Annotated in this window: 15 protein-coding genes; 4 read left to right on the plus strand and 11 right to left on the minus strand. The window is 38.7% G+C overall.

What is annotated here, in order from left to right; translation table 11 throughout:
* Window positions 1-116: 116 nt before the first annotated feature.
* The 7 genes from AC4BB5_RS17275 to AC4BB5_RS17305 form a co-directional block, all read right to left on the minus strand.
* Window positions 117-920, minus strand: coding sequence for a gluconate 5-dehydrogenase (locus tag AC4BB5_RS17275; protein ID WP_490457290.1), 804 nt, complete (start codon window positions 918-920; stop codon window positions 117-119).
* Between the two features lie 15 nt (window positions 921-935).
* Window positions 936-1,778, minus strand: a complete 843-nt coding sequence (kduI, locus tag AC4BB5_RS17280; protein ID WP_490457291.1) for a 5-dehydro-4-deoxy-D-glucuronate isomerase — start codon at window positions 1,776-1,778, stop codon at window positions 936-938.
* 13 nt (window positions 1,779-1,791) lie between these two features.
* Window positions 1,792-2,790 carry a PfkB family carbohydrate kinase gene (locus tag AC4BB5_RS17285; RefSeq protein ID WP_490457292.1) on the minus strand — a complete coding sequence of 333 codons (999 nt, stop codon included), beginning with the start codon at window positions 2,788-2,790 and terminating at the stop codon, window positions 1,792-1,794.
* A 4-nt stretch (window positions 2,791-2,794) separates the two neighbouring features.
* Window positions 2,795-3,439: a bifunctional 4-hydroxy-2-oxoglutarate aldolase/2-dehydro-3-deoxy-phosphogluconate aldolase gene (locus tag AC4BB5_RS17290; RefSeq protein WP_490457293.1), complete on the minus strand. Its 645-nt coding sequence runs from the start codon at window positions 3,437-3,439 to the stop codon at window positions 2,795-2,797.
* Window positions 3,440-3,463: 24 nt separating this feature from the next.
* Entirely contained in the window at window positions 3,464-4,264 is an 801-nt protein-coding gene (locus AC4BB5_RS17295) for a PTS system mannose/fructose/sorbose family transporter subunit IID (protein WP_170923023.1), read from the minus strand.
* Window positions 4,257-5,048: a PTS mannose/fructose/sorbose/N-acetylgalactosamine transporter subunit IIC gene (locus tag AC4BB5_RS17300; RefSeq protein WP_490457294.1), complete on the minus strand. Its 792-nt coding sequence runs from the start codon at window positions 5,046-5,048 to the stop codon at window positions 4,257-4,259. Before AC4BB5_RS17300 ends, AC4BB5_RS17295 begins: the two co-directional genes overlap by 8 nt.
* 243 nt (window positions 5,049-5,291) lie before the next feature.
* Complete coding sequence (locus tag AC4BB5_RS17305) at window positions 5,292-6,218, minus strand: PTS sugar transporter subunit IIAB (RefSeq protein WP_490457295.1); 927 nt, start codon at window positions 6,216-6,218, stop codon at window positions 5,292-5,294.
* A 234-nt stretch (window positions 6,219-6,452) separates the two neighbouring features.
* Here AC4BB5_RS17305 and AC4BB5_RS17310 point away from each other — a divergent pair, with 234 nt between their 5' ends.
* Window positions 6,453-7,160 (plus strand): GntR family transcriptional regulator, encoded by a 708-nt coding sequence (locus tag AC4BB5_RS17310; RefSeq protein ID WP_490457296.1) that lies wholly within the window; start codon window positions 6,453-6,455, stop codon window positions 7,158-7,160.
* 17 nt (window positions 7,161-7,177) lie between these two features.
* Here AC4BB5_RS17310 and AC4BB5_RS17315 read toward each other — a convergent pair whose 3' ends face one another.
* The 4 genes from AC4BB5_RS17315 to AC4BB5_RS17330 all read right to left on the minus strand — a co-directional run bounded on the left by AC4BB5_RS17315 (window position 7,178) and on the right by AC4BB5_RS17330 (window position 12,837).
* Window positions 7,178-8,956 carry a glycoside hydrolase family 35 protein gene (locus AC4BB5_RS17315; RefSeq protein WP_490457297.1) on the minus strand — a complete coding sequence of 593 codons (1,779 nt, stop codon included), beginning with the start codon at window positions 8,954-8,956 and terminating at the stop codon, window positions 7,178-7,180.
* A 12-nt stretch (window positions 8,957-8,968) separates the two neighbouring features.
* Window positions 8,969-10,132 carry a glycoside hydrolase family 88 protein gene (locus AC4BB5_RS17320; protein WP_490457298.1) on the minus strand — a complete coding sequence of 388 codons (1,164 nt, stop codon included), beginning with the start codon at window positions 10,130-10,132 and terminating at the stop codon, window positions 8,969-8,971.
* 139 nt (window positions 10,133-10,271) lie between these two features.
* Window positions 10,272-11,099, minus strand: coding sequence for a hypothetical protein (locus tag AC4BB5_RS17325; protein ID WP_490457299.1), 828 nt, complete (start codon window positions 11,097-11,099; stop codon window positions 10,272-10,274).
* Window positions 11,086-12,837, minus strand: a complete 1,752-nt coding sequence (locus tag AC4BB5_RS17330; protein ID WP_490457300.1) for a DUF2264 domain-containing protein — start codon at window positions 12,835-12,837, stop codon at window positions 11,086-11,088. The genes AC4BB5_RS17325 and AC4BB5_RS17330 overlap by 14 nt, the downstream gene beginning before the upstream one ends.
* Before the next feature lie 349 nt (window positions 12,838-13,186).
* Here AC4BB5_RS17330 and AC4BB5_RS17335 point away from each other — a divergent pair, with 349 nt between their 5' ends.
* From AC4BB5_RS17335 to AC4BB5_RS17345, 3 genes are all read left to right on the plus strand, one after another.
* The gene (locus AC4BB5_RS17335; protein ID WP_490457301.1) at window positions 13,187-13,990 is read left to right on the plus strand and encodes a hypothetical protein; all 804 of its coding nucleotides are present in this window, start codon (window positions 13,187-13,189) and stop codon (window positions 13,988-13,990) included.
* A gap of 93 nt (window positions 13,991-14,083) precedes the next feature.
* Window positions 14,084-14,596, plus strand: a complete 513-nt coding sequence (locus tag AC4BB5_RS17340; RefSeq protein ID WP_490457302.1) for a YbhB/YbcL family Raf kinase inhibitor-like protein — start codon at window positions 14,084-14,086, stop codon at window positions 14,594-14,596.
* 53 nt (window positions 14,597-14,649) lie between these two features.
* Window positions 14,650-15,003: a winged helix-turn-helix transcriptional regulator gene (locus tag AC4BB5_RS17345; protein ID WP_490457303.1), complete on the plus strand. Its 354-nt coding sequence runs from the start codon at window positions 14,650-14,652 to the stop codon at window positions 15,001-15,003.
* The last annotated feature ends 57 nt before the right edge of the window (window positions 15,004-15,060 follow it).

A 15,060-nucleotide genomic window follows, 5' to 3' on the forward strand; every position in this document is an offset into this window, starting at 1 on the left:
CTATATAAGTTCACGATAGAATATTCAGCGCCTAAAAGCAAGCGTTTTCATGAAAAAATTTAATTAAAAGCCCGTAATTCATTGTTCGCAATTACAGGCTCTACAAATCGATTTACTTAGGGTTGTTTTCCAATATAGGCTAAAATACCGCCATCCACATATAAAATATGTCCATTAACAAAATCCGATGCACTTGAAGCTAAGAAAACTGCTGGCCCAGCCAAGTCTACTGGATTTCCCCAGCGAGCAGCTGGCGTACGACCCACGATAAACTGGTCAAATGGATGACGCTCGCCGTCTGCTTGCGTCTCTCTTAGCGGCGCTGTTTGTGGCGTAGCAATGTATCCTGGTCCGATGCCGTTACATTGAATATTGTATTGGCCGTACTCCGAAGCAATATTTTTCGTCAACATTTTCAGTCCACCCTTAGCAGCTGCATAGGCACTTACTGTTTCTCGCCCAAGTTCACTCATCATTGAACAAATGTTGATGATTTTGCCACCGCCTTTTTCGATCATATCTGGTATTACCGCTTTAGCCATAATAAAGGGTGCATTCAGATCAACATCGACTACTTGCCTAAACTCAGCAGCGGACATTTCGATCATCGGGATGCGCTTAATGATCCCTGCATTATTCACTAAAATATCGATTGAACCTACGTCTGCTTTGATTTGCTCAACTGTTGCTTGAACGGCCGCTTCATCCGTTACATCACAAGCATAGCCGATAGCTTCAATGCCAGCCTCTTGATAAAGAGCAAGTCCTTTATCAACTGATTCTTGGGATAGATTATTAAAAACAATTGTCGCCCCAGCCGCAGCTAATGATTTAGCAATTTCAAACCCAATGCCATGGACTGCGCCAGTTACTAAGGCTACTTTTCCATCTAAACGAAACATATTCATATTGAAATCCATTGTCTTGCCTCTTTTCTATTTTAATTGGTCCATTGGAACCATGTCCATATCAGTATACGTAATATTTTCTCCGCACATCGACCAGATAAATGTATAATCGCCTGTCCCAACTCCTGAGTGGATCGACCAACTTGGTGAAATAATAGCCTGTTCATTGGCAACAACTAAATGTTTCGTTTCATCTGGTTTCCCCATCATATGGAAAACACGAGTATCTTCACTTGCATAATCAAAATAAAGGTACGCTTCCATCCGGCGTTCATGAGTATGACAAGGCATTGTATTCCATGAACTGCCTGGTTCCAATACAGTATAGCCCATTTGTAATTGACAACTTTCACAGACATTGGGATGAATATATTGATAGATTCTACGTTTATTCAGCGTTAAAGCTTCTCCTGTTTCCATCGGCTTAATTTGATCAATACTGATTTTCACATTAGGATATTTATGGTGTGCTGGAACACTGTTTACATAAAACTTCGCTGGATTTTTTGGATCGTCTGAATGAAAAATCACTTGCTTCGTTTCTTTTCCAATGTAATAACCATCTTGTTTTTTCATCGGTTCCGTCTTCCCGTCGATCGTAATCGATCCTGCGCCCCCAATATTGATAACGCCTAATTCTCTACGTTCTAAGAAATAATCAACACCTAATTCCTTGGTTAAAACAATTTCTAAAGGTTCAGTTGTAGGAGTCACTCCACCGAAAATCATGCGATCATTATGGGTGTATGTCAAACTGATTTCACCAGGTGCAAATACCTTTTCTACTAAAAACTCTTTCCGTAATTCTTCCGTCGAATAGTGACGAATATCTTCTGGACTATGTGTATATCTATTTTCCATATTTTGCATTTTCCATGCTCCTTTAACGAATTATTTTTCCTAAATCAGCCGCTAAGAAGTTCATGACTTCTTCTTTGTTAAATTGATTGCAATCACCATATATCGTATGCTTTAAAGCTGATGCAGCAGTAGCAAAGTCCACTGCGGCTTGTGGAGACATCTCCTCTAATAAACCATGTAAAATCCCAGAAGCAAAAGCATCCCCTGCACCCACACGATCTACAATCGGAGAGATTTCATGAATTGATGATTCATAGTACTGATTTTCCCACCATAATGTGCCGACTAATTGATTGGCACTAGCGGAATGGACTTTTCTTTTAGTTGAATAAAATACTTGAATATTTGGAAACATTTGTTGCATCTGTTTGTAATAAAAGCTAAGCTCCTCTTCCTTCATTTCGGTAACACCCAGTAAGTATAGGGCATCTAACTTTCCTGCAGAACAATAATCTACATATGGCAAAAGCTTTTTTAAGGTTTCTCCAGCTTCTTTTTGACTCCACAATTTTTTGCGATAATTGATATCAAAACTAATTTTACATCCGGCTTTTTTTGCATACTTCATCAATTCCAAGGTCATCATCCGCCATGGCTCAGATAAAGCTGGTGTAATCCCCGATACATGAAATACATCAACGTCTTGAAACAACTCTGCCAGATTCCAATCTAGCAAAGTCATCTCAGCAAAACTCGACCCTGATCGATCATAAATTACCGCTGCCGCACGCTCACCAACACCCGCTTCCAAATAATAAGTGCCTAGACGAGGGCCACCTTTCAGCAAAAAACGAGTATCTACTTGATAACGCTGTAAATGTTTACGAGCAGCTTCTCCCAAAGCCGAATCGGGAACTTTACTGGCAAAAAAAACCTCATGACCAAAATTTGCTAAAGAGATTCCCACATTCGCTTCACCGCCACCATAATGAGCCTGCAGACAGTCACTTTGAACTAGACGATTGCCGGATTGGGTGGACAAACGTAACATGATTTCTCCTAAAGTAACGACTTTCCCCATCTGCTCATCCCTTAATTTCTTTTAGTTTTGCTACATATTTGCGCGCTATTTCTGTAACTTTTTGAAAATCGCCAACTGCAGCGGGTGCTAGTAAATCACCACCAACGCCAACAGTCACAGCTCCTGCCTTAAACCAATCCGCCATATTATCTAAATTAACTCCGCCAGTCGGCATCAAGCTGACTTGGGGCATTGGTGCTGAAAATGCTGAAATTATACTTGGTCCATAAGCACTTCCTGGAAACAATTTCACGATATCAGCACCGCTTTTCAACGCTTCTTGGACTTCTGTAATCGTCATACAACCTGGTAAATATGGAATCTGATATAAATTACATAGTTCAGCCGTTTTAGCATCAAAACTTGGACTGACAACATATTCAGCTCCCGCCATAATCGCTAGACGAGCCGTCACTGAATCTAGTACTGTTCCAGCACCAATCACAATATCCGAACGATCCTTATAGAAATCTGCCAATTCCTTGATCACTTCGTCCGCTTCAGGTACCGTGAAAGTCAATTCGATTCCTGTCATTCCGCCTTCTACGATGGCATGACTTGCTTTTAACGCTTCTTCTTTCGTTGCACCACGTACCACTGCAACTACACCTGTTTTCTCCAAACGAGATAAAATATCGACTCGTTTCATCTAATCACCTATTCCATCGTTTTATTAACCTAATATTCCAAAAGCACTTAATGCAATTGAGAGAATCAAAATAATCCAAATCACTCGAGTTGAATTCAATTTCTTTTGACCTAACATCCAGTAAGTCAACAGCACTAAGAGAATCGGCACTAATGATGGTAAAATTGCATCCAATGTATCTTGAATCACTAACTCCACACCATCTTTTTTATAAACAAATGGAACTGTGGCTTTGATCACTGAAGGAATCAACGCACCAATCACAGTGATTCCTAAAACAGTTGCAGCATTTGTAAATGCCGATAATTTATCTTTCAATGTTGTAACTAACTTAACTCCTTGTTTATACCCTAATGGCAGTAGAGCTGCACGACCAAACAATAACGCAATATTGGCAATGATCCAGATCACACAACCAACAACAGAACCATTTTGCGCAAGCGTTCCGGCAACTGATCCAAAAATCGTGCCCCAAATGACATGGAATAACGAATCTCCCACACCAGCAAGTGAACCCATCAAAGCGGTTTTCAGTGCAACGATCGTGTCTTTGGCTTTATAGCCATCTTGTTCTTCGATTGCTACATCGATCCCCATGATCAGATTCCCAAAAATAGCATTTGTATTAAAGAATTGATTGTGGGTACGTAACATATCTTGAAACTGCTTATCATCATGTCCGTAGAATTTTTTCAACACAGGTAAAATTCCATATAGATAACCCGAACTCATCATTCGTTCATAGTTCCAGTTCAATTGGCTTCCTAAAATATAGCGCCAGCTGATCGCATTCAATTCTTGTTTCGTTAGTTTTTGATTACTCATCCCCATCAAATCCTCCTTCAAAGTTGCTTGTACCAGAAGCTGTTTGAGTGACTGTTTTGTCACTATCACGTTTAAACACAAGCATTGCTGCAACCATACCAATGATAGAAACACCTAGCATTGGTACTTGTAAATAGGCTGCTAAAAAGAATCCTAAAAGTAGATACGGAATATATTGCTTGGTTGGTAGATAGCGTAATAAAATCCCCACACCTACAACAGGTAAGACGCCACCAGCTGTTTTCAACCCGGTCATCAACCATTCAGGTGTATTTTCAGTAATTGTTGTCACCGCTGCATCACCAACTAACAGCATCAAAAGAATCGGTATCGCACGAGATAATCCCCATAAAAAAGAACCAGAAAGAACTAATTTAGGAATTCGTTTGACCTGCATATTGTCGATTGCTTTATCAACACGATGTAATAGAAACACATTGCAAAATCTTGCTACAACATCTAGCTGTAACATCAGTAAAGATACTGGTACCGCTAAACCAATACCGTACTCCGCACCTTTTCCAGAAATCACTGCAAAGGCTGTCCCTAACACCGCTCCTGTGAAATAATCAGGAACAGACGCTCCGCCAAAGGCTGCAATCCCAAGACGCATCAACTGCAACGTTCCCCCAACCATCAATCCTGTTTTTAGATCCCCCATGATCATCCCCGAAATCATTCCGGCAATGGCTGGCTGTGTCAACGTATTTGAAATAAGTGAATCATTAATTGCAATAAAAGCATAAACCGTGATAAGAATAATTTGATACGCCGCTAAATGCATGAAAATTCCTCCTAATTTTAAAAGTGTAGCAAATCGATTAGTCCTGTAGAAAATTAGGAAATTGGCCTTGAAACGTTCTTTGTTTCACTGACGATTTGTCTATTTTCTGAAGGATAGATTTGTGAAGCTAGATAAGTTTAAAAGTGTAGCAAATCGATGAATCCTGTAGAAAAAACAGGGAAATATCAGAGTGACGCTCTTTGTCACTCTTTTTCGAGAGACTAGCTCTATAAGTACATAATTTTAACTTCTTAATTTTTTCATGAAATCGATCACTGGATCATTTGGTACTAATTGAGCGGTTACATTTATACCTTTTGAGGCAATCGTTTCAAAAACAGTTTCTTCTGTTTCTAAAACTTGAATACTTTTCGTTACTTCACGAGCGCCTTCTTTGTAACTCATATTTCCAACATTCACTGCTTGGATTGGACCGCCTGCTTCAATAAATTTTAAGACATCTGTTGGATTCTTGAATAACAAGAACAATCGCTGTTTCCCATATTTACCAGAAAGAATATTTTCAGCGGCTTCAGTGACGGGTAAAACAGATAAACGCATAGAAGTAGGCGCTGCCATTCTGAGAGAGGACTTTTGCAATGGATCTGCAGCGGCTTCATCGTTGGCTACAATAATTCTCTGTGTATCTAAACTAGTTGACCATATCCCTGCAACCTGTCCGTGAATCAAGCGCTCATCAATCCGTGTATTGACGATATTTGCTTTACCAGCATACTCACCAAAATTACTTAACTCTGCTTCCAAGTTCGCTTCTGAAATCTCTTTCTCTGCTTTATTCATGCCAGCTTTGACATCCACAATATTTTCTTTGGCCAAACCAATCAATTCTTTTATAGATACTTGTTGATTTACAACGGCTTCGATCACGATTGAAAGAGTCATTCCTGCAATAATTTCCACGCCATCTGCATTTAAATAATTCTTCACAGCTACATTACACGGTGTTCCTCCTAGTAAGTCAGCGATGATCAGCGTTGATCCGTTAAGGGCTTTCATTTTTTCATTCAACTCATTTTCAAACTGGATGTTATCTCCATCCGGCCGTAAAGAAACAGTATGAATATGCTCTTGTTGCCCAACAATCATCTCCAGACTCACTTTAACACCTTCCGCCATCCCGCCGTGGCTGATCAATACAATGTTTTCCACTCGATTCCCTCCTAAAGTGCAGGTCGCCCTACTTAACATGTTATGTCCTTTACGAATATACTATAACACATGATAACTTATTCGTAAACCTAATATCTTAATATGTTGAGTTTTTTATTTCTACCTTACTTATTGTGTGTATTTATTAACAGAATACGTTACAATGCAATTGCTAAAGTTAAATTAACATGTTATGCTTAATTGACTATTCTATGAGAACGGAGGTAATCCATCGTGATCCCTAAATATGAGCAGATCAAGCAGGATCTCTTAAGTGAAATAAAAAATCACACCTTTATCCCTGGTGATAAATTCTATTCAGAGGCGGACATCAAGCGACGGTATTCCGTCAGTTCCATCACTGCAGTAAAAGCCTTAAACGAGTTGACTAGTGCCGGATATCTTTATCGTATACAAGGAAAAGGAACATTCGTATCGAAATCAAAAGTCTCACAAAGCGTTAAATTTTCAGATATAGAACTTCATTCTTTAGATACAGAAAAGATTCACGTCGTTTCTGTTGAAGAAGAAAACAATCCCGAAATCTTAAAAGAGTTAGGGTTGTCTGCAAATAGTTCTTATTATAAAATCATACGCGTTCGCTCTTTTGACGATGTTCCTTTTTTAGTGCATATCACACACTTACCAAAAAAGTTAATGAAAGAGCCTCTCTCAAAAAAATTGTCCACTTATTCTAGCGTTTATGAACGAGTTCGAAAAGATTTTGACATCGACCTTTTCTCATTAGCCTCAGTGGAAACAAATGAAATCGTCTTTCCTGACGATGCAGAATTGCTAAATTTATTGCAACTCAGTTTCCGTGAACCAGTAGTAAAACAAATCAAGCATTCTTATTTACCTGATAGAAGTGTCGCTGAATATATTGTCAGCTACAAACATTGGAAATATTTCAAAACAAAAATCGAAGTAGAAGCTGAATAAGCTTCTACTTCGATTTTTTACTCTACGATTGCTTTTTCTGAAAAATTAAGCTGGGTGATTTCTTGTCCTTCCGTTTCAAAAATCACTACTTCATTACGTCCTTTATTCAAGAATTCTTTTGGACAATACAGTGAACGAATCGGCCCAAGATTCCAGTATCGACCTAGGTTCATTCCATTTATCAATACAATCCCCTTGCCATAAGCAGAACAATCAATAAACGTATCCCCCACATCCTCTATCTCAAACTCTATTTGATAGAATGACGGTTGCAATGGATTCGTCCCTGCTGCATAATCGATTGCCCGCAGCTGATCTTCGGTCAACGTCAAAGGATATTGTTTATACCCTTGATGAAAATGAATATCCTGCATGATCCCACCACGAATGCCTTTGGATTGGGTCGGACTATTTAGTTTGTATCCATAATTTACTCGACCTAGATTTTCAACTAAAACATCTAAGTGAATTACTTCTTGATCTGACTCAGCCTTTATCAACAGTTCTTCCCCAAGTGTTTCTTGATATTGCGTCACTTGATATTTCCCATCCACATACACCTGAAGCCGATCGCTAGCTTCTACGACCTTCAGTTTATTTTCACGAAAATAATTGTTCAATTCTGCTGAATACAACATATACCCATATCCAACACCGGCTTCTTCCATACTTAGCGGGTACATGGTATGTTGGGCCTGCATTATTTTATCTTTTGTTGCCAAAAGTGAAACACTCTTCTTTACAGGATACGAGCCTAGATTAACAAGCGTTTTTTTTCTAGGTTCTGCTTGCCACACATCTGGACAAACTTCTTTGATCGCTCTTTGGACATGATAATATTTTTCCGTTGGTTCTCCCGCCTCACTTAATAATGCGTCATAATCATAACTTGTAACTTGAGGTAGATCAAGCATTCCCCGTGCTGAACAGCCATTATAAAATCCAAAGTTCGTGCCGCCATGAAACATATATAAATTCAGAGAACCAATTTCTAGCATATCTTTGACTTCTGACGCTAACTCTTGTCCATCTCGCTTGATTACCGGTTCATTCCAGCGATTAAACCAACCATCCCAGTATTCCATACACATGATCGGCCAATTTTTGCCGTGTCGTTCCATAAATTTACGCATCACAGCAGCATTTTCTTTCGAATGGCTACCGAAGTTTCCCGTCACAAAGACATCCTCTTCAATCAACGTTCCAGCATCTAACACTTCTTCCCAAGCACCATCCGATGTGAACAGTGGTATATCAATACCAAACTCTTCCATCAATTGTTTTGTCTGGCGTAGATACTCTTTTTCCATCCCGTAAGAGCCATATTCGTTTTCGATTTGCATCATGATAACAGGACCGCCATAAGTCAGCTGCAGTGGGACTAATTTAGGGATCAAAACACTAAAATACTGGCGAACTTTTTCCATGAAAAACGGATCGGTTGAACGAAGGCGCACTCCCTTTTCTTTTAATAACCAAGCTGGAAGTCCTCCAAATTCCCATTCTGCACAAACATAGACAGAAGGTCGTAAGATGACCATTAGCCCCATTTTCTGAGCGAGTTTTACAAAAGCTTCGATATCTTTTAACCCTTCAAAATCATAAACTCCCTCAACGGGCTCATGAATATTCCAGGGAATATAGGTTTCAACAGTATTCGCTCCTAAAGCTTTTAGATTATATAAACTATCTTCCCACTGACTAGGTGTCATCCGAAAATAATGGATCGCACCGCTGATCAACTTGACTGGTTTACCATCTAATAAAAAATCTTCTTTTATCTCAAACGTTTGCATCGTCATTCCCCTTTACCAGTATCTTTGCCATGTTGGTTTTGCTAATCTGATCAAAGCCTCTAAGTAAAAGTAATCACCCCATAAGTTCGGTTCATCGATTCCTTTACCCTCACTATGAGCGTACACGCCATGCAACAACAACCCTTCGTTACCGATCGCCTTTTTAGCTGAATAATGCTCTCCTAATTGATAAATCATTCCTTTGGCGAGGGCTTTGGCATCTGGATACGCATGTAATGTTTCGGCTTCGAGTAATCCACAAACAGCAATCGCTGCGGCCGAACTATCTTTATCAGAAGGATGTCGATCGTCAAAATCAAAATCCCAGAAAGGAACAAGATCTTCCGGTAAATGTTTAAGAAAAACATCTACGATTTCTGGATAGTTCTCTGGAAATGGCTTAGAGTGAATATAGCTTTCATTCAGCGGAATTCCCAATATCGCCCAGCTTTGCCCTCTTGCCCAAATTGATTCATCGCTATTTCCTTGATGAGTAGCGCCATGACTCGCTTTGCCTGTTTTCGGATCAAAATAATACGTATGAAACGTTGTTGCATTCTCTCTGATCACTGTATTCAAAACCGTTCGATAATGCTTAGTAGCAACATCAGCATAACGAGAATCACCAGAAATTTTTGCCGCTGTAAACAAAAGTGGTAAGTTGAGTAGAGAATCAATGATCAAACGATATTCTTTAGGATCACCATATTTCCCCCATGCTTGGATAAAATTTCCTTGAGACTGAAAACGAGCCATTAAAACGTCTGCAGCCTGTAAAAGTTCTTTCTTGCAAGCAACATTGCCAGTGATCTTGTAGCCTGCACCCGCTGATAAGCTATACAGAAAACCAATGTCATGATGATCCAACACGAAATGATCATCCAAACGTTGTTGAAAACTTTTAATATTTTCTAGTGCTAGATTCAGAAATTTTTCTTTGCCAGTCCATTCATATGCTAACCAAAGCATTCCTGTCCAAAACCCATTCGTCCAATCATCATTGGCTTTGATTCGATATTTCCCATTTGTCCCGCAAGCGGAAGGAAATTGTGTGCCAAAGCGCTCCATATTTTTCTCTATTTGTGTGATGCACCAATCGATTTGCTCTTCTACCCATTGCTGGGTTACATTTTCACTTAAATAAATCAGCTGATCTTTATTCTTTTTGAGAGTCATAAACCACCGCTCCTTAACTTGTTAACATATTAACTGAAATCATTATAACTCAAAAAAAATTAAAAAGCGAACGTTCCTTAGTTTTTTTCTAGAAAAAAACCATGATTTATCTAACTGCGAAAAATCATGATCCATTTCTTTACTTATTATTGCCAAAAATTTCAAGTTGCGTTAGCGCTGGAAATGGCGAATCATCCATTGCTTTTTTGAGATTTTTCAACGTTACAAAACTAGTTTCTTTTGATGGAAATCTAATTTCCTGAAACTCTCTAGCGTTTGTTGTCGGTATACTCATCTCTGAGCCATCAGAAAATACTACTGTCACTTCAGTCCAGTAGCTATCATGAGGATAATCCGCTCTAAATAACAATCTGATCCAATCAATTTCCACACTCCGACCAAATTCTATCGTTAAAGCTGCATCCTCTTGTTGATTGATGCCCCAAGAAGCGAATGGATAAGAGCCATGAGATTCATTTCCAAACTTTCCATCAATCGCATTTTTGGCAAAAAAGACAGCATCATCTCTGGTTTCGACATTCGCATGAGCATGTGGATACGCACCAGATAACGCCTTTTGATCATGGGCATTAAAAGAAAGATTTTGGTAGTTTTTAATTTCAAAATCATGTGCTTTTCGCACCATCACATGATGACGTTTTGAATGAAAGCTAGTTTCGACCGAGGCTTTTCTGGCAACCTCCGACAATGGTATTAGGTATTCCCACTTTTCTTGCGGTAGATAAATAATCGAAGGTGACAACGTTTCGTCTAGCTGCACAACAAAATATTGATTCGCCTCCTCTGTTGTCACAACAATTTTATCTCCTTGCTGATAAGTGTAGTCTTTAATCGCAAGAACCGCCATATCGTCGCCTTCTATCATATAAGTCTGTTCCTTTTTTTCATGATCGATTCGGCCAACAATCAGCTGATCCATGTTATCTTTCAATTCAATTTTGATCATGTTCTTTCACTCCTTCTATATTTTCAAAAATCCCGCCAACAAGACATATTAAACGATGTTTTCCTGCTGGTAATATTGTTTTTAAACATGGTAAACTTGTTCTCGGGAAAAACAGAGACGTATTCACTTCTGGTTTGATTAACCACGCTTCTTCATACCCTTCGATTCCCACAATTCTAGAAGTGAGGTTTCCTTCCGTGACAAACGCCCAATCAGTGCCAATCGCTCCATTTGGATTTCTTCCTAATAGCGGTACGCTGAACCCACCTTCACGGATTTCGATTGGAATTTCAGTCTCAATAACATGCACACGCAGATGCCACTGGCCAAATGGATAAATTTCCGTTTCGATCATTACTTCTTTAAAAGGCGACCATTTGTGATAAACGCACACTTGTGTCAATCGATACTCCCTTACTTCCCTTTTCGTTCTAAAATACCGACCATCACGAGAAATCGCTAATGTATTATCAAAAGCGCTTTCTTCATAACATACACCTGCCTTAGGTACGCTAAAACCAAACTTCGTCGAATAAACAAATTTGCTATATTTCGCTTGTGCATGCGCTTGCCCTTCAACCATCATTCCTGCTGGGTATCCTAATAAATGATGACCAAATTTCTGTTGTAGCAAAAGCATGTTGCCCTTTTCGATAAGCCTTTTTGAATCCCTCTCAACTGGTAATAATTCAGCCTGCCAAAAAGGATGATCTGCGTCAACTGCTAATAATAAAAATGTTTTCAATGCCCAATAAGGTGAGCCTGGCGCATTATATCCTTCAGCCATAACAAGATTTTCATAATGGTACCCGATCGACAGTCGCCCATCAAAGGTTAGGATATCATGATTCATCCAGTTCTTTAAATGTGTGGATAGCAATGTTTTCATTTGTCCCCAAGGAATCGCTTCAACATCCGCAAATACCAATGCTGAAAAAAAAGCGCCCTGTGCAAACCGATAGGTTAAACTACGCCCAAATGGTAGTGCTTCCCCATCGCTATCAAAGTAATACACAAAATCTTGAGCAAATACCGTTGCTCTTTCAATAAAACGTTGTGACCATTCAGGATCTTCTTCCTTCATAAATCGTGCATAGAGCAAGCCATAATAATGGAAAGCAAAAGGAATGTAGTAATCTCTTTGTGTCGTTTTCCCATCTACATACCAACCTGCCCCGATATACATCGAGTCCACTAGTTGAAGCTCCTCTAACAACTTCTCACGATCCAGTATTTCTCCGCAGTGATGCAAAGCAATTCGAATCAAAATTTTGAAGAACGTCCAATTATTTTTAGGTATTTTTCGTTCCAAAACTTGAGACAACCAGTTGATAACGTTTTGTTGCGCCTGTTTTGATAACATTTCCCAGAAATACTCTTTATGCAATAACAAGGTTACAGACAAAGCAGCAGATTCAACAATGTATTGATCATAATCATCGATCATTCCCCAATAATAAGCTCCCTCAGGATCAGTTCCTTTCATCAATTTGTCTAGATAGGCATCTCTTAATCGATCATCTTTTTGGTACGTCCAAGAAGGCGCAATTCCCCATAAAGGTCTAACAAGCGCTTCCATATCTGCGCGTTGCTGATTATACACAGCACCGCTGCTTCCTAAATGTAATCCTGCAGCTTCCGATTCAACTAAATGATTTCTCAACGGCCGAATGATTTCTTCTAAAGCAGTCTGGTAATCTTGTTGTGTCACAAAATTATTCACTCTTAGTTTTCCCACAATCGAACCCTCCTCCATCAATTTACTGAACAGAATAACAAGATAGTGCTTCTTTTTCAACCATAGCTTTATCATAAAATGAGGCAAAAATGTTCTCGGCATTCCAACTTAACTTATCCTATATTTAAGTAAAAACACGCCTATCAGGATAAATCGGAATTAGTTTACCAGTACTTAACCTATTAAAAATGAGAAAAAAAGTCTCTTTTTCTCATAAATTTATTCTCCTTAATACTAAAATCAACCTTTAAAAAAATACTGTAAAAGCTAATTTATAGGATTTCTTGCTAATTTCATGATAAAATCTACATACTTATCAAATGACAAAAGCCTTAAAAAGGAGCCCAACATGAAACTCAATCTATCTGTACTTATTACGGAAACCAAGACAACTATTGAATTTAACAACCACCAAGGAATCATTAACATCTTTGAAGGGCATGACACCCTCACCCTTGACCAACCCGCCATCTATATTTTATTGAACAACAACACAATTGTTTCAATAGGAAAATCAGAAGCTGGTTCTTTCAAGAGTGACATCCAATTTAGCAAAGTGATCACGATTACTCCATCATGGGACATTGAATTAGGCTATTTAGAACAACAACTTATTTCAGAAGCTGTAGAAAATGGCCTTCCACTCGTTAATACACCTGAACAAGAAACAACGATCCCGACAAGCTATCAAAAAACCGTCACCACTTACAAAAATGAAGTCCTTTTAGTTCTTGAAAAATTTGGCTATCACCTAAAACATCAAGAAGAACCTAAAAAAGCGAAGGCAAAACCTGCCAAAGCACGTCATAAATGGACCAAAGAAGTCAGCCAAATTGACTTTTTTATTGATACAAGAGAGAGCAAAGCCACAGCACTTTGGCATAAGCGCAATGAAATGCTTTTAAAAGCTGGTGCAACAATGATGACAGAACCTCCCCTTAATAAAGATGGTTCTCTAGGATTTTCCGCAAAAATGGGCCAAAGAATCCGAGAAGATCATAAAGATAAAGTAAAAAATTTCGTTACAACGGAAGATATTCTATTAAAAAGTGTGAATGAAGTTGGATTGTTTTTATACTTTGGGGGAACAAATAGCTGGCTTGAGCTAATCGATGCTAATGGTAAAACGCTCAATGAATGGACGATCGTTTAACAAAAAAACATACCCACTAAAAAGTAAGTAATTTTCAAGCTGAGCGTTATCCTTTATGATTGATTTACAAATAAATTAGCAAAGGATGATACGATGAACATCACTAGTTCAGCAATTGAAAATGGTTATTTTTTAGACGCATACGGCGGACACGGAACACAATTTAACGAAAACAAGGTGCCAACTTACTCCATTCCATTTAAAATCGAAAATGCACCGGAAAATACTAAAAGCTATGCCTTAATTTTATATGACATCGATGCATTCGAAGCAACCAATGGATTTCCTTGGATTCACTGGGTCATTTCAGATTTGACAAAAAATGAAGTTTTAGCAAACGAAAGTCAAACAGCTACTGACTTCACTCAAGGAATCAATAGTTGGCACAGTGCATTAGGAGGAAGTCAATCTAAAGAATTGTCTGCTTATTATGGTGGGATGACTCCTCCTGATAAATACCACACCTATACATTGAAAGCACTGGCTCTAGATACACACATAGAACTAACAACCGGGTTTTACTTAAACGAGTTAGTCTCTAAAATGAAAGGTCACGTTTTAGACACTGCAACAGTTGAGGGGAAATATAGTAAACTGAACCAGTAAGTTATTGCCCCATTGGTTCTGTTATGATGTAATCTGGTTAGGAGGCGTTTACTATGAAAATAAGAAGTGACTATATTTGCCCTATAGAAGTGATCACTGATATGTTACGAGGAAAATGGAAAACAATTATTCTGTGGCGCCTAAGATTAGGCCCCACACGTTTGTCCAAACTTCACAAAGATATCGAAAATATTACTGAAAAAATGCTTCTACAGCAGATTTCAGAATTAACGGAATGTGGGCTTGTGATAAAAAACAGCTACCAAGGCTATCCCTTAAAGGTCGAATACAGTTTAAGTGAAACTGGGCTTGAGTTGTTAAAAGCTTTAGAAATCATGCAAAAGCTTGGTTCAAAAGTCGTAGAACACACAGCATGTGCCTCTTTGGAGAATAACATTACGGCTTGAGGTTAATCCGTTTTCGTTGAGAACTTCTTTATGTTCCAACACAATTTTTTCAAAAAA

Source organism: Enterococcus sp. AMC1252 (genome assembly GCF_058216515.1).